Raw genomic sequence first — 18,943 nt, 5'->3', positions numbered from 1 at the left:
AAAGGATGAGTGAATGATTGATAGCGATAGTAGATTCTGGAAAATTCCATATTTTTTAATTAAAAAGAGAATACTAGTAATCATTTCTTTAATTTCTATTTATATTTTAACAATTGATAAAAATACTTTCAGTGATGATTTTATATTCTATATTGACACTGTAAATGCATGGATTATTACAATTACTTATTTTTTATTTAAACTAGTCCACCAAAGTGGAAGAAAGAATTATTTACTTTATTCAAAAATAGTTGCTTTATTAGCCTTTTTTAGCTGGATGACTGTTATTTTATCTTTAAGCGATAATGTACTCTATAAAAAACTAAATATCTTAACGGAGCAAATTCCACTTATAATAATTTTTATCACATTAATCAATAGCAAAATAAAATATAACATAAAAATAGAACGACTCGAACCATGGAAGACTGCGATTATTTACTTAACTATTCCTATTATTTTTCTTATAAATTTTCAAATATTTTTCAAAAACAACTCATTTGATTTTGTTGAAAGCTTCTTAAGAACATATATTTATCTTATCGCTTTCTTACATTCCTATACTGCTTTTCGCTTTGAATATTCACGCCTTGAAGCGCTTAAGGACGAAATGGAAATTAAGAGTGTTGACATTTCAAAAGTGGCAGAATCCATGAAAGAAACAACACGAATAAAAGGAGAATTCTTAGCAAATATGAGTCATGAACTGAGGACTCCACTCAACGGTATCTTAGGATCTGCAAGTTTGCTCGTCGATACAAAATTAAATCAAGAACAAAGAGGTTACTTAGAAATTCTACGTGCATGTGGAAATAATCTGCTCGTTATTATCAATGAAATATTGGATTTTTCAAAAATAGAAGCAAATAAACTTGAACTAGAACATATTCCATTTGAAATAAATTCCTGTGTCGAAAATGTTTTAGAGCTTTTAGCTCCTGCGGCAGCAAGTCAAGAAACTGAAATTATTTATCATATCGATGCTAAAGTTCCATTAAAAGTTGTTGGAGATCTCACTCGTATTCAACAAATACTTACGCATTTAACAGACAATGCAATTAAATTCACAAAAAATGGATTTACTTATATTTCAGTGGGAGCAAAAATAGATGATTCTGATAAAATCAATCTTATGTTCGATGTGGAGGATACAGGCAGTGGAATTTCCAAGAAAAATATATCCAAAATATTTCAGACTTTCTCACAAGTTGATGATTCTTCGACCCGGAAATACGGTGGTACGGGTCTAGGTCTAAGTATAGCTAAAAGGTTAACAGAAATGATGCATGGACAAATAAGTGTCAAAAGCGAAATTGAGAAAGGTTCCACTTTTAGTTTCAATGTCCTTACAGAAAATATTGACTCTGAAAAATATAAAATTGATCCGAGTCTATGTAATTTACCCAATCAAAAAATATTTGAAAAAAAAGTTATTTATATTTTAGAAAAAAATAAGAAATTACAGAAATCTTTACGGCTTAGATGTGAGTATTGGGGTTTAGAAGCTTTTACGGCTGAAAATATACAAGAAGCACAAGAAATTCCTACACAAATCCCGCCAACATTTGTTCTTGTCAGTATTGAAGATTTCGATAAAAATAAAGTAAGAGAAGTGTTGATTGAAAAATATTCAGATAATAAGATATTATTTATCTCCGTATTTAAAAACTCAAGCCATTATTCTCCTGAAGATAAAATCATTCCAAATGGCTATTTTGGCAATATATTTAAACCTTATCGGTATTCTATTTTATATGATATTTTGCAAGAAGCATCTACGCAAAAATTTTCTGGTACAAATACTCCACAGAAAGCAGAAGAGCAAAAAGTTGGAGATATCTTTCCTTTAAAAATATTAGTTGCAGAAGATAACGTAGTAAATCAAAAATTAATAACAAATATTTTGAAAAAGTTTGGCTATGTTTGTGACATCGTTGCAAATGGCAATGAGGTACTCGAAGCGCTCACACGTTCTCAATATGATATTATTTTTATGGATGTCCAAATGCCTGATATGGATGGACTTGAAGCAACGCGGCAGATTATAAAAAAATATCCAAAAAGCAATTCACGGCCAAAAATATTGGCAATGACAGCTCATGCAAGGGGTGCTGAAGGACAAGTCTGCCTAGACGCTGGCATGGAAGGCTATCTTGCAAAGCCAATCGATATGAAAGAACTCAAACAAATTCTTTCATATTGGGGGAATTTGATAAACAAAATGCGCTCAACTCAATGATTTTTTAAAGATGGCGGCGCTTGAGGAATATCGTCTTCATAATTTTTTGCTCCGACCTTAGCTTTTGGCAATTCATCATCATCAGCAGAATTGAGAGGACTTTCATCAGAGTTCAAATGCGATGATTTATCAGTAGGCTTTGAAATCGGTTCAGGCATAACTGGCTTATTATTATTTAAAGAAACAGTTGATTCATTTGCATCACTCACATTCGTATTAACATTTATATTTTGTGGTGGTGGAATTGGGGTATAAAAAGAAACTTTCCTTTTAGGAATAAAAATATTATCTGAACTTGAACCTGCTATGGCAAGCCTAAATAATCTTTGTCCTGTTTCAGAATAATCGTTGGCATAAGGATTTTTCTGACCGGTGCTGTCATCATCTGGTTCTTGCGCGGACACGGAAATTCCAGAATTAATAGGTACAATCACTTGACTTAAATTTGAGCCAAATTCAAAAGGCACAGCATGAGCATTTTTTTCTACCCAGTATTTCCAATCTAATTTCTCAGCAAAATTTTGATTTTTAATGATAGCTAACGCAATCTCTTGCCAAGCAGGAATTGCACCTCCACCATATACTCGATACCCTTTGCGTATCATGGGTTCATTTGTATCGTAGCCAATATAAGAAGCGATGGTATAAGCATTTTCTGGATTCAGAACATCCCCATTCGTTGTTGGATATGGAATAAATCCTATATATGTACCATTTTTATAATCATTTGTTGTTCCTGTTTTACCGAAAACAGGAACTCTTATTTTTGCTGCTTGCAGTTGTTTGTCAATCACTTCATCGTTTGATCTTAAAATAATTTCATTATTGAGAACATATGCAGTACCAGCAGTGACTGTTCCACGAAGTACGTTCATTATTGGTGGAGAATAAAAGCTATCGGCAAATTGATATTCTTTCGCTTTTGCTTCCCAAAGTAAATTTCCATTAGAATCTTCTATTCTTTTAATTAATACAAGTTGATTTGGCTGAACAGAATTAAAGTAACGATATGTCTTACCTGTAAGAAAAGTTTGATACATTAAAGCAAGATCGGATAAAGTGACATCATTTGAACCGAGTGGAAAGGATTGGACCCACTTAAGCGGTTGCTGAATTCCCATTGCATTTGACATATTTGCTGTATAGTACATGCCTAATGAATATCTAAAATCAGCATTCCAAAAGAGTTTTTCAAATGCTGATGCATCTTGTAAATCTTTCCAATATTTAGCTAAATATGAATTAATTGTGTCAATTAATGCTAAAGGAACCACACCATCGATCAGAACATTATTTGTATTTAATACCGAATTATTTAAACGAATAAAAGATAATAATGCATCAATATTTAAAGGAGTTGTTTTCACACTGGTAACAAGAGCGGATGTGACTTCTGGTTTCCACGGATCTTGTGGTTGAAATACCAGTACACCTTCTTCAGTTTTAGCAAACGATAATAGTAAACCACGATCAACTTCTGTAATTGCTGAACCTGAGTTTATATCTTTTAAGGTTTCAATTGCTGTTTTTGCTTGAGCTGCAAGTTTATTAAATCTAAGCAAGTTATTTTTCAATAAATTTAATCTAAGATCTTTTTCTTTCGGTGTGAGTTCTTTATCTTCTGCGATTATTTGTTCCTGTTTTTCAAAACCATTGCCAAAATGCAAGGTTCTTAAGAAAACTTTTAATCTATTATTCCCAAGCACAGATAAATCGGTTAGAAGATCTGATTTTATTTTTTCTAAGATCCCACTTTTTAAATAATATTCATTGTCTGGAGTTGCATTAAATTTTTTGGCAATGAGACTTAATGATTGTTCTTTAGTCATTCCATTACCAGTAATACCAAGAAAATTTAATAAATCTAAAAATTGATCATAATTTAATTTGTCAGTGAGATGCCGTAATATCCAAATACTTGCTAAGTTTTCTGATTTTGCCCCAGCTCCTAATATTGTTGTTTCTAATGTATTTGGTGCATGATCTGGTCTTGGAAAGTAAAATCCTCCTTGCCAAGTAAACACATCACGCATGTTAGATAAGGGATCTAAAATTGTCCATCCAAGCTGTTGTGCTGCATAATAAACTGGTATCTTAAATGATGAACCCGGTTGACGTTCTGCAAAAACTGCTCGATTGTATTCACTGGAAGAAAAGCCCCCCGCCATAGCCGTTATCCGTCCTTTGTCAAGAACAATAACAGCTCCTTGCACACGCGGGCGTGCTTCTAAATCACAAAATATAATCCCTTCTGGAGTGATACTTTTAATACTTGTTAATACATACTGTCCAATATGCAAAGAGGATAAAAAAGCATCTCTTGATTTTTTTAAACCTTTACGAAAAGATAAATCTGTTATTAGCGAGACACGATTAATCGATTCTGTGTTTACTACACAGGATGGTATACCAAAACTAATTTTTATTTTCTCAGCATCTTCAATTCGATCAATACTTTCAATTTTTCCCACATAGAAACCGAACTCTTCAGGTTTTTGAATATTAATAAAATTTGATTGGGGCTCAGTGCTAAATCCATTTAAAATCAATTGAATTCGACTCAAGTTTTGTCTTAAACCATATTGTGCAGCATTTTGAATATTTTTGTCTAAAGTTGTTGTTATATGCAAACCCATCGTGCCAACTTCATCAACAGAGTTTGCTCCTATCGCTTGCAAAACTTCTGGACGAGCAAGTTGTTTTGAAATGATTTGATTAACAGCGAGTTCATTAAATTGAAAACGGCCTTGATTAAAAGGTACAGGTTCTTTTATAGATTCTTCAAGTTGTTGTTGAGTGATTTTTTGATTTTTAAACATTCTATTTAAAACATAATTTTTCCGAATACGTGCTTCATTTCTTGCTTTTTCTTGCCCATCTACTGTTATTTTTGTAAATGGATTGTATTTTTCAGGCGCCTTGACACTTCCAGCAATGAATGCCGCTTCTATCAAAGTAAGATCTTCAACATTTTTATTGAAATAATATTTTGCTGCAACACCAACTCCTCGACCATTTCCAGTGACATGAAATTGATTTAAATAAAATTCAAGGATTTGATCTTTCGAATACATTTTTTCCAGTTTAAAAGCGTTTATCATTTCTTGAAATTTAATATAAATATCAGTTTCTTTACGCCCAAAAAGGTTTTTAACAGTTTGCTGAGTTATTGTAGATGCACCTTGTCTTGTTCTGAATAATATATTGTGAACAGCAGCTCTTAATATTCCTTTAGGATCAATTCCAATATTTGTATAAAAATCTTCATCTTCTGCAGATACTATTGCATCTTTCATAACTTGCGGAACAAGATCGACAGGCACATAGATACGATGTTCTTGTCCGAATAAACTACCAAGTTGTGATTGTCCATCCGCATAGTATAGAACAGTTTCTTTCGATAAAATATCTATAATTTTTGACTTCTCAAAATCTGCATAATTACCCGCATAAACTTGCCACACAACAAAGCTTGCACCAATGACAATAGGCACACAACCTAAGATGAAAATAAATAAAAATATAAATATAATCTTTTTCATATGAACTCCAAAAACATGCATTTTCCTCATGCCTTGTTTGCTTGCTCAAAACAACCTAGTGTCATACAGATTGCTTAGTGTACGATAATCCTTAATGCTTTCAAGAGGAGATTGAGTGTCATGAACCCATCCTATGAATACTGGAGATTTGACTTAAGCCCCTATGTTTTTCAAGTCATGAATATTAATTTTAATTGGGTCACAACAATATGGGGTGCTTCCCTTTTAGTAATATTTTTTGGCTCAAGTCTCTTTTTAACACGAAAAAAAATATCTTCCACAAAAAAACTGATAACAAATTCAGATCAAAATGAAAACAAGTTAAAACTAAATAAATTATTGACACGATACGAATATTTTGAAACGATCCTAATATATGTGTTAGGAATTTTTATTATACTTTTTACATTGCAAAAATTGAATATTCATTGGGGACTACGTTGGTATAGCACAATGTATCTCGTTGCATTTATGGCTGTCTATTTTTCTTGTATGCATTGGATTAAAAAGAAAAGTCTGATGATGACAGAAAATATGTTAATGAATTTAATTCTTGCTTGTATATTTGGCATGCTTATTGGTGCCAGATCAGCATATGTGTTTATATATAATTGGGACCTTTATAAAGATCACCCACTTGATGCAATTGCGACATGGGAAGGAGGTCTTTCATTTCACGGTGGAATTGTAGGTGTTTCTTTAGCTTTATTAATTTTTTGTAGAAAATATAAAATTCCGTTCTTTCATCTTTCAGACAAACTTGCTCTGGTTGTCCCAATTGGAATTGGTATGGGACGCATAGGAAACTTTTTTAATGGTGAACTATGGGGCCGTCCTATTGCAAGCCATGTCCCTTGGGCGATTATATTTCCAGATGGAGGACCACTGCCACGCCATCCCAGTCAAATTTATCAAAGTTTAGCTGAAGGATGGGGGTTATTTTTAACGCTCTTTATAATTTCAAGATTCAAACAAAAGGAAGGAACACTTTCTGCTTGTTTTGTTATTTTCTACGGTTTTTATAGATTTATTGTTGAATACTTTAGAGCCGCTGACCCTCAATTAAATTATTATAGTTTAACAACATTCACTTGGGAACCACTCTCTCGTCTTGGACAACTCCAATGGTGGCAATATGTTACAATGGGACAAATTTTAAATATCTTAACGATTGCTGCTGGCATTCTTTTTCTTTTTTTGACACGCAGAAATATTCAAGAAAATAGTACAGAATGGTTTAATAGAATAAACACGTTTTACAGAACTCATAAAATTGAAAAGTCATAAATATGTTTTCTCCACCAGATCTTCCACCGCAAGAAAAAGTTATTGCTCCACTCAGCTGGAATCACTTTAATCCTGGTGATTTAAAGCAAGATCTGATCACATTGCCCCTCGAAGCTGGTCTCATTGAAGCAATAAGTGTAAGTTACACACATCAAGGTCTAAGCCTGTGGCCCTTTCATTCGGAAAGTGCAAAGAAAACAAACTTGCCAACAACACTCTCTCGCTCAACCTTACTTCCTATTGGTCTTGGTGTCACAGCCGCCATTTTTGGTGTCTTAAAATTAAGCAACGATGATTTTTCATTGGGAACACAATTAAGGGGGTTTCTACACGCGCATTTATTAAACGAAATAGCAACATCAACAGCCAAAACAACTTTTCAAAGAAAACGTCCATTTTATGATACAGAGGTGAGTTCAGGAATTAAGCCTGCTGAAGATAATCAATTTAGTTTCTTTAGCGGGCATGCATCACATGCGTTTACTTTTGCAACTTACACAAGTGGTCTTATGCTTAAGTACACAAACAATCCAATTCTAAGTTGGAGCTATACCGCCGCTGCTTATACAACTGCTGCATGGATAGCTTCTACTCGAGTAAACGATCATGCACATAATGTAAGTGATGTTATTGTTGGTGCTCTTGTAGGAACAATCATTTCTGGTGCCGTTTTTTACAGAGTTCAACAAGTTGATGCTGTGCATAAAAAAACGAGTGACAAAGATTTAATTTTTGACTATCAATTTCTTCCATACACATTCCAAGATAATAATAAAAGATCTTGGTATGCTGGTATGTTTGAGATAAAATTCTAATAAATACTTTTCAAAAAGGTTATAAATATGAAAAAATCTGCTATAGGAGTTTTTTGTTCTGCAAAAAATAATATACCTGATGAATTTCTAAAATTCGCATTTAACTTTGGTTCATTTCTTGCAAAAAATAATTTTAAGACAGTTTATGGTGGTGGTAACCAAGGGATGATGAGGCAACTTGCTGAAGGTGTTTTTGCAGAAAATGGTGAAATCTGTGGGATCATTACAAATGAGTTTATAAAAAAAGAGGGGCATTTTGAAAAACTCACTGAAAATTTTATTTGCGAGACATTAGAAGAAAGAAAAAAACTTTTAATTTTTCACTCTGATGTGCTATGCATTTTACCTGGAGGCTTTGGCAGTTTAGATGAATTTTTAACAACAATCCAATTTAACGCAAGCAACACTCCTCAAAAAACAGTTATAATAATTGATTTTCTTAATTTTTATTCGCCCTTTTTGAACTGGCTAGAAGAAATTTCAAATATTAATATGATTGACAAGCCATCTCACTATTTTTGTATTGCTAGAACGATACAAGATGTAGAAAAATTACTTTTATAAAGAATTGAGAGAAACAATGATAAAAAAAATAATCCAGTGTTTTTTTATTTTTTCATTCCTGATTAGCACTCAAGTATTCTGCGCAGACATTAAGATAAAAGCAAAAACAGAGCTAAATTTTGACAAATTAATGCAAAATGTTCTAAATGAAGCATCCAAACAGAAATTATTTCAAGTCGAATTTACTCAGAGTTCTTTCTCAATGCTGCGTAATAAAGTGACTGAATCGAGCGGATTATTATACATAAAAAAACCTGTTTCTTTCCGCTATGAAATTCTAAAGCCTAGAAATGAACTTTATGTTTCCAATGGAAAAGACTTTTGGAAATACATTGAAAGCCTAAAACATGCTCAATATTTAAAAAATTCTGCACAAGAACTTGGATTTATCAATATATTGACAAACCTCGCTCAAATTAAAAAATATTATTTCGTGTCTGAATGGACCGATGAAGAAGCAAAAAAATTGAATCACTCGGCAAATATGTCATCGCTTGAATCTGACATCCCTCCAGAAAAAAACAATGATTATATTCTTTTGAAATTGGTTCCGAAAGGAGACAAACAACAAAAAGTTTTATACGCTAGAGTTCAGGTGAAGACTGGATTAATCCAAGAACTTCGTATTGTTCAGCTCAATGGGAATCGAATCCGTCTTGTGTTTTCTAATTACTCACTGAGGCCCATTTCGGATGATGTTTTCAATTTTAACCCCCCACAAGGTATAGCTGTGGATAAAATGTAATGGGAAGGAATGAATTTCTTAGAAAGTATAAAAACAATTTTATCTTGGAGATCAATAGTCGATATAGCTATTGTTGCAACTCTTTTTTATAATATTATTTCTATTTTAAAAGGCACGCGAGCTGCACAAGTCCTAATCGGAATGCTCGTTATTTTTATTGCATTTGTTATTTCAAGTTCTCTCCAATTCGAAACCATTCATTGGATTATCAGTAAATTTTATGCGTCTTTTATAATTGTAGTTATCGTTCTCTTTCAAGATGATATCAGACGTTTACTCACACGAGTTGGTCGTGGGCCTTTTGTCACAGGTCTCGATGTGCTCTCTGGAACTCATATTATTGAGGAAGTGACAAATGCTGCAAAGTCATTGAGTCATGAGCGTATCGGAGCACTCATAGTCTTCGAGCGATCCGTTGGCCTTGATAAGCTCTATGACCACAGCGTAAAATTAGATGCTATTGTTTCTGAACAACTTTTAAGCAGCATATTTCAATCATTCTCTCCTTTGCACGATGGCGCAGTCATCATTCAAAAGACTCGAATCAATTGCGCTTCTGCGCAGTTGCCGCTTTCAAAAAACCCCCGTTTTTCTAAGAAAATGGGAACTCGCCACAGTGCCGCCGTTGGAATTTCAGAAGAAACCGATGCTGTTGTGTTAGTTGTCAGCGAAGAAACTGGAAATATTTCGATTGCTTGGGAAGGTAATTTACAAAAACAGAGTTCTGTTGAAGCGGCACGTAAAATGCTTTCGGTTTTACTTATACCTCGAGGGCAAAAGTCAAATATTGTTTATTGGATTGAAAATAAAGTGATTTTTAAATATTATAAATTATCAAATAAAATCAAATCAGCACTCTTGCATACGAAGCCTTTATCCACAGGCTTAGATGGTGATAAACGAAAAAATAACGAAAAAATAACCAATCAAAAAAAAGTATCTTCTCTTGAAAGTCTTGCACTACAACAAATCGAACAAGAAAATAAACTCGCAGCAAATGCTCCACGCAATATTCACATTAAATTTCCAAAAAATTCAAAAATAAAAGACATAACATCGTCTGAAATTAAATTTATTACAAGCAATATAAATATATCTCCCACTTTAAATATTAAAAAAGAAGAAAATGAAGAAAGTTTTTATACAAATTCAGAAGAAAATGTCGACGCAAATAATCAAGAAAACGAAATAAAGACGACACAGACTAGTAAAATAAATTCCGCATTAAAAGCTTTAAATGATTTAGCTCCTGAGGATAGATTCGATCCACCTATTCCGAAATCTACACCACCTAGAGATGTTTCAATTGGTGGTATTCCACTCAATCCTCCATTAGAACAAAATAATAACAAAGAAAAGTCTATTGTAAGTGAAAAAGATAAGGATGAGAAGAAATAATGCCAAGTGGAAATCAAGAACAAAGCTCAATATTTAAATTAATATTTAAAATGGTTATAAATAATTTTTGGTTAAAAGTAATTTCCGTCGTTTTTGCTATTGTTTTATTTTCTATTGTAAGAACAGATAAAGATATGAGTTTTGAAAAAGTTGCTAAAATAAAACTCATAACAGCACCTAGCATGATTATATTAGGTTCTTCTGAACGTACCCTAGATGTTACTATCAAACAACAAAATTCACTTTTTTCAGTTTCACCGACCGATACAGAATTGACCGGAGAAATTGATATATTAAGCGAAACTCCTGGAAGAGTGCGAGTAAAAGTCACAAAAGAAAGTTTTCCAAATCTTCCTAAACATTATGCGATATTTATTGATCGTCCTTTTATAGACGTAGATATTGATAAATTGCAAGAAAAAGTAATTCCAGTTCAAGCAGTATTAAAAGGTGAGCCACAACCAGGATTGACTATAGAAAAAGTCACAGTGCTGCCTTCACAGATAAAAGTTACTGGAGCTCGCCAAGAGCTTGCTAGAACACAAAGTTTGTTCACAATCCCAATAATTATTGAAGGCATAAAAAGCACACTTTCTACAGAAGCAAATGTTGAACTAGAAGATAATTCTTCACTCAATGCACTCGAAAAAAATGTTAAAGTCACTGTTACATTATCTCCACGGAAATACAATCGCATATTTAGGGCTGTACCAATCGAATTCACCGGTGCTTCAAAAAATATAATTTCAAAATTGCAAATACGTCCAAGAGTCGTTGATATTGAAGTTTCTGGCGAAAAAGATATTTTAAAAAATTTAGATCCTTCCGATGTCCGAGTCATTTTAGACACTGCGGATCTTGAAACAGGCTGGCAAGACAAACGTGTGATATTAAAAATACCAGATAATGTAACACTCGTTAAAATGAATCCAGATACAATATCAGTACATCTCAATCCTTAAAGGTTTTTTTTCTATGGCTAAATATTTTGGAACAGATGGTATAAGAGGCGAAGCAAATTTTGGGTCGATGACTCCAATGAATATTTTAAAAATCGCTCAATCTTTCGGCATAGCTCTCAAAAAAAGAGCAAAACGCCCAAAAGTGATTATTGGTAAAGACACGCGTGTGAGCGGATATATGATAGAAGGTCTCTTTTCATCTGGACTTTGCAGCGTAGGAGTTGATGTTCTTTTCGTAGGCCCATTACCAACTCCTGGTATTGCATATTTGACAAGAGGGATGAGAGCTGATGCAGGAGTGATGATCTCTGCCAGCCACAATCCTTATCATGACAATGGTATTAAACTTTTTGATCACAATGGATTTAAACTCCCTGATGCAGATGAAGAATTCATCGAAATGCTCATTGACGATCCTAATCTTGAAAATCATCTTGTAACTTCCGATCTTATGGGCAGGGCAAAACGAATTGACGATGCAATCGGACAATACGCAGTTTTTTTAAAAGAAAGATTTCCAAAAAATTTAAAACTTGATGGAAAAAGAATAGTATTGGATTGTGCACATGGAGCTGGTTATAAAGTGGCTCCAAAAGTTTTTAGTGAACTTGGAGCAGAAGTGATTTGTATTAATAACGATCCAAATGGCTTTAATATTAATTTTGAAAGTGGTGCACTTCATCCTGAAAAATTACGACTCGAAGTTTTAAATTTACGCGCTGATATTGGTTTTGCCCTTGATGGCGATGCCGATAGACTCATTGTCGTAGATGAAAAAGGTAACATCTTAGACGGTGATAATATTCTCGCAATGTGTGCACTCGAAATGAAAGCACAAAATCAACTACTAAATAATGGTGTCTGTGTTACTATAATGAGTAACAAAGGTTTCGATATTGCTATGCAAAATGCAGGAATTCAAGTCTACAGAACAAATGTAGGAGATAGAAATGTCGTTGAAGAAATGCTTAATCGTAAACTTGTACTAGGTGGAGAACAGTCTGGTCATTTGCTTTTTCTCGATTCAAGTACAACTGGTGACGCGATTGTAGGATGTTTAAAGGTTTTGGAAATGATGTGTCGATCTGGAAAAAGCATTTCAGAGTTAACCTCTGTCATGCAAAAACTACCACAAATCACACGAAATGTTAAAGTAACAGCAAAACCTCCAATTCGTACACTCAAGGCAACAACTTCATTATTAAGAGAATTTGAAAAAGAATTGGGTGATTCAGGAAGAATTCTATTAAGATATAGTGGAACAGAGCCTCTTGCTCGCATCACTCTGGAAGGTCCGGAGCTTTCCCGTCTCCAAACAATTGCTTTGGAACTAGAGCAAGAGCTCCTCAAAGAAATAGGATAAATAAACTAATGAGTCCCCTAGGATTAAGTTTGAATACTCTTTCTAAGAATACAAAACTGAATCGCTTTTTAAGGCTCAATTTACTCAAATATGTTGTTAGACCAGCGAGAAAAGTTGAAGATTTTGATGTTATAAAATCAACAGAGTTACAGTTAGATAAAAGCGTTTCAGCTGCATTCAAAAAATATTTAAATGCAATTGGTTTTCGATCGTATGTTATACCCACACAATTTGGTGAAATGCATTATTACGACAGCAATCCTAAATCTGATCTCGATCCTTTAATATTTATTCATGGACTTGGTAGCAGCGCTCAAAGTTGGTGGATATTAGCACAGATGCTAGATAATAAGCGAAGAATTATTATGCCTGATCTTTTTCATATGTCAGGTTTTAGTAAAGCCAATAATCCAGTCATGGATTTTTTACAGCATTCTCAATCCGTTGTTGAACTCATTAAAAGCATAACGAATGAAAAAGTAGATATATGTGGTTTAAGTTTAGGTGGATGGATTTCACTCCATATTGCTGCAACTGAATGTAAACTGATAAATAAAGTGATCCTCATGAATCCTGCAGGACTAAAAATTAATTTATTTGCTTTAAGAGATACATTAACTTATTTAAGTTGGAAAAAATTTCAAACCCTTTATCCTGGTATTATGAAAGCTTTTCCATATACTGGAGCTCTTTTTCTAAGTGAAACTGCAAAAAGAGCACTCTTTCGCAATTTAAAAAGTGACCATGTAAAAGATCTGCTTAAGCTATCAAAACCTGAACATTTTATGGATAGCTTTTTGGGAAAAATTAAATGCCCAGTTTTATTATTATGGGGGCGTGAGGATCAGCTTTTATCTAATCAAATACCAATTGTTCTTACTAAATGTATTTTCAATATCCGGTCAGTTTGGGTAGAAAAATGTGCGCATGTTCTTTCATTAGAAGCGCCTGTTAATTGTTACTTAGAAATAAATCAATTTTTGAATTTATCAGGAATTAAAGATAATAAATTTGCAAAAACTTTACTCTCTGTTTCGAAACCCTATCCTACGAACCCCATAGATATAAAAGAGATGAATAATGATTATTGATAAAAATTTTTCTCCTATTATGGAACAGGTCTTTGCTGGTCGCGGATTTTCTAAAGATGAAACATCGGCTCTGGTTCATAGCATGATAGATGGAACTTTATCTGATATGCGTGTGGCTGCAGTGCTAACAGGTTTTCGTTTTATAACATTAACCGAAGAAATTATTATTGCAATACTCAGTGCAATTCGTGATAAAAATCCAATTTTAGATTCGCATGAACTGGAAAGTGTTGTCGATTGTGGTGGTACAGGAGGCGATCACACTTCCACTGTAAATATTTCTACAACTGCTGCTATTGTTGCTGCTGGAGCAGGCGCAAATATAGCAAAATTTGCTGGGAAAAGTATCTCAAGTAAATCAGGAAGTAGTGATGTCTTAAAAACGCTAGATCTGACTCCTGCAACTACTTTAAAAGTAGCTTATGAAAATATTAAAAAATTTAATATCGCATTTTTACCTTCAAATATATATTATCCAAATCTTAAACACCTTGCGCATATTCGAAAAACGCTTGGTTTTAAAACCATCATAGATCTTGTTTATCCCCTTGCAAATCCAATGAAATTAACAGGACAACTTGTTGGAGTTTATAGTAAAGACTCTCTTCCACTTATCATAAATTGTTTAAAAAACTTAGGGAGAAAACGAGCATTAGTTGCACATGGAGAAGATGGTTTAGATGAAATTTCCGTTTGTAGCGCTACTTATATTGCCAAGCTTGAAAATGGAAAAATAACTCATGAAGTTTTAAAGCCGGCAGAGTTTGGAATAAAAACGCATAAAATAAAAGATCTCATTGGTAAAGATATTGAATATAATACAAAGATATTATTAGATGTCCTCAAAAATGATGCGCATCCAGCCATTATGGATGCAGTCATTATCAATACAGCTGCTATTCTCTGGTGTGCTGAAAAATGCAATACTATATTTGAGGGAATAGAAATTGCAAAAAACTCCATAACATCTGCAAATGCTTTAGCTACGTTAGAGAAATGGAAAAATCAAAAGTAGGATATAAATGCTCGATTTTTTTATTTTACAGCAAAAAAACATAACAAAAATAAAAGAAAATTATATACCATTGACTGAATTAAAAGAGCAATGCGAAATATATTCAATGAATAAAAAAAATTTAAATTCATTTGCCCAAATTATGTTAGAAGAAGATTCTTTAAATAATCAAAATTGTAAAATAATTCCAAAGATTATTCCTGACTCTGAATTTCGTCCACTTTTTTCTATAAATAATTTAAGCTTTCAAAGCTCAATCGATGAAAAGATTTTTACACTTTTTACATCAGAATTATCGTCTGACTGGAAAGATCTTATGATCTGCAAAAGCGATGAAAATTTTGTCGTACGCAGTGGTTTTTATTCAAGCGAATACGATATTTATGAGTCAATTTTATTAGGATTTAATGGTATTATATTATATTGTAAAGGCTTTGATAAATTTAAAATTCAATATTTCACCGAGATTGGCCGTGACTTCCACTTCTCGATTTTTTTTCTTATTCTATCTAAACAAGAACTTTTAACTGTACTTGAAACAGATGCTCCATACTTCCCTATTTTTGGTTTTAATCCTCATAGTTTTTCTCTAGACTTCAGTCTATTAGTTAATTTAATAAATTTAATTCCAAAGACAGCTGAGCCTATTGCATATGTTGGCAAAGTAAGTAACGATAAAATTAAATTTTTACAAGATATAGGATATAAGTATATTATAAGAAGTTAAAAAAAGATAAAGATTGAATTTTAGGATAGTAAAATATTAATTATTTATATAAATGCCTAGACCACACCTTTCCTCCTTCATAAATAAATTATTCTACAAATAAAATTTCAATCCTTGAATTCACAAAGAGATAGCCATGTTAATCTTTATGTCAGATATAAAGTTTTTATCATGTGAGACTACGAATAAGACTCCGCTAAATTTATTCAAACATTCTGTTAATATTTCTATCGATTCAATGTCCAAATTATTGGTCGGTTCATCTAGAATAAAAATATCAGGAGCGTTATTCATAGCCAATAAACAAGCTAGAGCAAGCCTCACTCTTTCACCACCGCTTAAATATTTTACTTTTTTAAAAACAGAATCGCCATAGAATAAAAATCGTCCCGCTTTCACTCGCAATTCATGCTCTACAAAGTGCTCCATGGCAAATTTTTGTAAATTTTCCAAGATACTCAGTTCATCGTGCAGAAAAGAAGTCCCCTGATCCAGCAAGGCAAATTTTAAAGAACCAATTTTAATATCACCTACTTTTGGGAAAATTTGTTGAGTGATTAATTTTAATAAAGTTGATTTTCCAGATCCATTACGGCCAGTTAAATGGACTCGTTTATTGCCTATAACTGCAAAGTTGATATTTTCTTTCCACAACGAATGATTCGCATTTGAAAATCTATAATTCAAATTCTGGCACATAATCATTTCTTTTGTGCTTGGAATATTTGATTTTTTGATGTCAATTTTTATTTTAAATTCATCCCTTAACTCTGCCTTTTCCCTCTGAACAGCTTCTGAGTATTCCTTTGTCTTATCTGCATGGATATCTTTTAAACGCGATGTGGTATTTTGCGCATTCTCTTTCATTCTTCCCAAGACAATTTTGGGCAAGCCCAAATTAGGTATATTTTTTTTCCCTTGGGCATTTCTCTTTTCTTGTTTCTCCGATAAAATATGTTCCATTATAATTTGTTTTTTAAATCTCTCCTCGGCAAATGTAACTTTATGTAAAGCTGCTTCATTTTCTTTATTCCGCTCTTCTAAGTAAAAATCATAATTGCCTTGATATGTTCTTAGACCAAGATTTGAAATTTCAAAAATGCGATCCATCTTATTTAACAATTCACGATCATGACTTACGATTAAGTACCCAAGTCGTGAAGAGCTCAATGCTTTATAGAAATGATTTTTCCCTGCACTGTCTAAATTATTTGTCGGTTCATCGAAAAGAATAATATCAGGATTTTCTAAGAGAAGTCGAGCATATAAAAAACGCATAAGCTCTCCTCCACTTATGCTTTCACCTAACCGTTGTAGATCGATATCCTCAAGCTCAAGAGATTTTAAAATAGCTTGAAGATGAGTCATAAAATCCCAATCATCATCAATTTCATTTAAATCATCTATTGTAGCTTTTCCAATATCTGCTTTTTGCAGCGCGTTTAATTTTTTTTCTACGTTCAGTATTTGAGCAATTGAAAATTTTGAAAAATCTTGTATTTTTTGTGGTAAATAGGATAATTTTCCTTCAATGACAATAGAACCTGCTGAGTATTCCATTTCTCCAGCAAGAATTCTCAATAATGTGCTTTTACCAATGCCGTTTTTCCCAATAATTCCCACTTTTTCTTTACCAAGATTAAAATTAAAATTGCGAAAAAGCAGAGTTCCGTCAGGGAAACTTTTTGCTAGGTCATGTACACAAATAAGTGAAGACATATATTCTCCATTTTGTATTATTTATTTTTATTTTGCAAGTAATTAAATTTATAAGGAAAGATTAGTTATTCATGACACCCTAAAGGTAAAAATTCAACTGAACTTGAGGATATAATATCTATAGAAAAAATCAATTGATTTTAATTTAAAATATTTAACTTACATAGAAAAAAAGCTTTATCGAACGATAAAGCTTTTTATGCGGAATTATCTGCGAGTGAGAAATTCTTTAAGCGCTGCTGAACCTTCTGTGACCATTTCAGTGCTGCAACTGAATGCAAAGCGAATACCATTGGCACAGCTTTCTCCAAAGCAATCGCCAGGAGCACTGCCTATGCCACATTCAGCTAAAAAGTCTGAAAGCTGAGAAACCGATTTGATTTTTAATTTTTCTAATAATACAGGTTCAACGTCGCACCATAAATAAAATGCTCCTTGTGGTTTAAATGGAATTAAACCTGGAATAGCTGCAGCAGCATTGTACATAATTTCACGACGGATTTTGTATTCGGATAGCATATAATTTAAATGGTCACGTGGACCTGTCACAGCTGCCAATGCTCCCCATTGAGAAATGCTATTAATCCCGTTGACTGTACAACGTAACAACTTTGGAATGCGCTCTTTTAAAATAGGATTGGTAGTTACGATATAACCAACTCTTAATCCGCTCATCGCATGAGTTTTTGAAAAGGAATAGAGAGAAACAGCTTTATCATAACCATGAAGTCCACTTGCTGGAGAATAGTGTTCTCCTTCATAGACAAGATCTTCATATGCTTCATCTGCAACTAACCAAAGTCCACGTTCAGCAGCTAGATTGGCAATTTTTCTCAGTTCTTCTTTTGGAACAATCGCTCCCGATGGATTTTGTGGAGAGTTTACAAATATTGCTTTTGTTTTAGGTGTAATTTTATTTAAAATATCTTCATATGAATATTGATAATTTTTCTCTCTAGTGAGAGGAACAGATACTGTAACACCGCCAGCAAGACGTATATTGTCACCAATTTCTGTCCATAGAGGTTCAGGAACAATAACTTCATCGCCTTGCGCTAGCATACACTGAAAGACAACAAATAATGCATGCATTGCACCATTTGTAACGTAAATATCATTTTCTGTTACTTTAATATTATTTTGAAAATGTAATTTTTGCGCAAGAGCTTTACGCAAATCTGGAATACCATCATTCGGAATATAATGAGTTTTACCATCTTTAAGAGCTTTATTAATTGCATCTGTGATATGTGGAGCTATTGAAAAACTTGGATCACCAGATTCAAGACGGTATACTTTTTTTCCGCCCGCTTGAAGTTTGAGAAGGTGTTCACGTATTTGCACAATTTTACCAAAACTAATCGAGTCAAGACGGTTCATTATAATACCCCTGAATTTCACGTAAAAAACACACTAGAACATGGCAAAGAGAACCAGATCATTGATATAAAGTCAAGAATTTTACAAGAAGTTTGT

14 protein-coding genes are annotated in these 18,943 nt (G+C 33.1%); 11 read left to right on the top strand and 3 right to left on the bottom strand.

The window, feature by feature from the left end:
• Positions 1 to 13: 13 nt before the first annotated feature.
• Positions 14 to 2,239, top strand: a complete 2,226-nt coding sequence (locus EZS29_RS03805) for a response regulator (RefSeq protein ID WP_130606731.1) — start codon at positions 14 to 16, stop codon at positions 2,237 to 2,239.
• Here the strand turns inward: EZS29_RS03805 and EZS29_RS03800 are convergent.
• Complete coding sequence (locus tag EZS29_RS03800; protein ID WP_172603759.1) at positions 2,233 to 5,781, bottom strand: transglycosylase domain-containing protein; 3,549 nt, start codon at positions 5,779 to 5,781, stop codon at positions 2,233 to 2,235. The genes EZS29_RS03805 and EZS29_RS03800 overlap by 7 nt on opposite strands.
• 120 nt (positions 5,782 to 5,901) lie before the next feature.
• Between EZS29_RS03800 and lgt the strand changes: the two genes are divergently transcribed.
• From lgt to EZS29_RS03750, 10 genes are read left to right on the top strand one after another with little or no spacing between them, the layout of a single operon-like run.
• A complete protein-coding gene (gene lgt / locus EZS29_RS03795) occupies positions 5,902 to 7,068 on the top strand; it encodes a prolipoprotein diacylglyceryl transferase (protein ID WP_130606727.1) in 1,167 nt (388 codons plus the stop codon).
• Positions 7,069 to 7,070: 2 nt separating this feature from the next.
• A complete protein-coding gene (locus tag EZS29_RS03790) occupies positions 7,071 to 7,883 on the top strand; it encodes a phosphatase PAP2 family protein (RefSeq protein ID WP_130606725.1) in 813 nt (270 codons plus the stop codon).
• Positions 7,884 to 7,910: 27 nt separating this feature from the next.
• Positions 7,911 to 8,447 (top strand): LOG family protein, encoded by a 537-nt coding sequence (locus tag EZS29_RS03785; protein ID WP_130606723.1) that lies wholly within the window; start codon positions 7,911 to 7,913, stop codon positions 8,445 to 8,447.
• Positions 8,448 to 8,463: 16 nt separating this feature from the next.
• Positions 8,464 to 9,192, top strand: coding sequence for a LolA family protein (locus EZS29_RS03780; protein ID WP_130606721.1), 729 nt, complete (start codon positions 8,464 to 8,466; stop codon positions 9,190 to 9,192).
• A 9-nt stretch (positions 9,193 to 9,201) separates the two neighbouring features.
• Positions 9,202 to 10,590 carry a diadenylate cyclase CdaA gene (cdaA, locus tag EZS29_RS03775; protein ID WP_130606719.1) on the top strand — a complete coding sequence of 463 codons (1,389 nt, stop codon included), beginning with the start codon at positions 9,202 to 9,204 and terminating at the stop codon, positions 10,588 to 10,590.
• A complete protein-coding gene (locus EZS29_RS03770) occupies positions 10,590 to 11,552 on the top strand; it encodes a CdaR family protein (protein WP_130606717.1) in 963 nt (320 codons plus the stop codon). The genes cdaA and EZS29_RS03770 overlap by 1 nt, the downstream gene beginning before the upstream one ends.
• Before the next feature lie 13 nt (positions 11,553 to 11,565).
• Entirely contained in the window at positions 11,566 to 12,915 is a 1,350-nt protein-coding gene (gene glmM, locus EZS29_RS03765) for a phosphoglucosamine mutase (protein ID WP_130606715.1), read from the top strand.
• Between the two features lie 8 nt (positions 12,916 to 12,923).
• A complete protein-coding gene (locus EZS29_RS03760; protein ID WP_130606713.1) occupies positions 12,924 to 14,006 on the top strand; it encodes an alpha/beta fold hydrolase in 1,083 nt (360 codons plus the stop codon).
• Positions 13,996 to 15,021 (top strand): anthranilate phosphoribosyltransferase, encoded by a 1,026-nt coding sequence (trpD, locus tag EZS29_RS03755; RefSeq protein ID WP_130606711.1) that lies wholly within the window; start codon positions 13,996 to 13,998, stop codon positions 15,019 to 15,021. Before EZS29_RS03760 ends, trpD begins: the two co-directional genes overlap by 11 nt.
• A gap of 7 nt (positions 15,022 to 15,028) precedes the next feature.
• Entirely contained in the window at positions 15,029 to 15,748 is a 720-nt protein-coding gene (locus EZS29_RS03750; protein ID WP_130606709.1) for a hypothetical protein, read from the top strand.
• 120 nt (positions 15,749 to 15,868) lie between these two features.
• On the opposite strand, the gene EZS29_RS03745 is transcribed toward EZS29_RS03750, so the two are convergent.
• Together EZS29_RS03745 and EZS29_RS03740 are read right to left on the bottom strand one after the other, a co-directional pair.
• Positions 15,869 to 17,467 (bottom strand): ABC-F family ATP-binding cassette domain-containing protein, encoded by a 1,599-nt coding sequence (locus EZS29_RS03745; RefSeq protein WP_130606707.1) that lies wholly within the window; start codon positions 17,465 to 17,467, stop codon positions 15,869 to 15,871.
• Between the two features lie 207 nt (positions 17,468 to 17,674).
• Entirely contained in the window at positions 17,675 to 18,847 is a 1,173-nt protein-coding gene (locus EZS29_RS03740; RefSeq protein WP_130606705.1) for a pyridoxal phosphate-dependent aminotransferase, read from the bottom strand.
• Between the last annotated feature and the right edge of the window lie 96 nt (positions 18,848 to 18,943).

It is taken from the genome of Fluviispira sanaruensis (genome assembly GCF_004295685.1).
In the GTDB taxonomy this organism is placed as follows: domain Bacteria; phylum Bdellovibrionota_B; class Oligoflexia; order Silvanigrellales; family Silvanigrellaceae; genus Silvanigrella; species Silvanigrella sanaruensis.
The sequence above is the reverse complement of the archived record's forward strand: the minus strand, read 5'-3'. Positions and strand labels throughout refer to the sequence as shown.

What these genes read in the sequence shown, in the direction of transcription:
- EZS29_RS03780 (WP_130606721.1), top strand. Translation starts at nt 8,464, where the DNA reads ATGATAAAAAAAATAATCCAGTGTTTTTTTATTTTTTCATTCCTGATT.
- cdaA (WP_130606719.1), top strand. Translation starts at nt 9,202, where the DNA reads ATGAATTTCTTAGAAAGTATAAAAACAATTTTATCTTGGAGATCAATA.
- trpD (WP_130606711.1), top strand. Translation starts at nt 13,996, where the DNA reads ATGATTATTGATAAAAATTTTTCTCCTATTATGGAACAGGTCTTTGCT.
- glmM (WP_130606715.1), top strand. Translation starts at nt 11,566, where the DNA reads ATGGCTAAATATTTTGGAACAGATGGTATAAGAGGCGAAGCAAATTTT.
- EZS29_RS03785 (WP_130606723.1), top strand. Translation starts at nt 7,911, where the DNA reads ATGAAAAAATCTGCTATAGGAGTTTTTTGTTCTGCAAAAAATAATATA.
- lgt (WP_130606727.1), top strand. Translation starts at nt 5,902, where the DNA reads ATGAACCCATCCTATGAATACTGGAGATTTGACTTAAGCCCCTATGTT.
- EZS29_RS03770 (WP_130606717.1), top strand. Translation starts at nt 10,590, where the DNA reads ATGCCAAGTGGAAATCAAGAACAAAGCTCAATATTTAAATTAATATTT.
- EZS29_RS03760 (WP_130606713.1), top strand. Translation starts at nt 12,924, where the DNA reads ATGAGTCCCCTAGGATTAAGTTTGAATACTCTTTCTAAGAATACAAAA.
- EZS29_RS03740 (WP_130606705.1), bottom strand. Translation starts at nt 18,847, where the DNA reads ATGAACCGTCTTGACTCGATTAGTTTTGGTAAAATTGTGCAAATACGT.
- EZS29_RS03745 (WP_130606707.1), bottom strand. Translation starts at nt 17,467, where the DNA reads ATGTCTTCACTTATTTGTGTACATGACCTAGCAAAAAGTTTCCCTGAC.
- EZS29_RS03805 (WP_130606731.1), top strand. Translation starts at nt 14, where the DNA reads ATGATTGATAGCGATAGTAGATTCTGGAAAATTCCATATTTTTTAATT.
- EZS29_RS03800 (WP_172603759.1), bottom strand. Translation starts at nt 5,781, where the DNA reads ATGAAAAAGATTATATTTATATTTTTATTTATTTTCATCTTAGGTTGT.
- EZS29_RS03790 (WP_130606725.1), top strand. Translation starts at nt 7,071, where the DNA reads ATGTTTTCTCCACCAGATCTTCCACCGCAAGAAAAAGTTATTGCTCCA.
- EZS29_RS03750 (WP_130606709.1), top strand. Translation starts at nt 15,029, where the DNA reads ATGCTCGATTTTTTTATTTTACAGCAAAAAAACATAACAAAAATAAAA.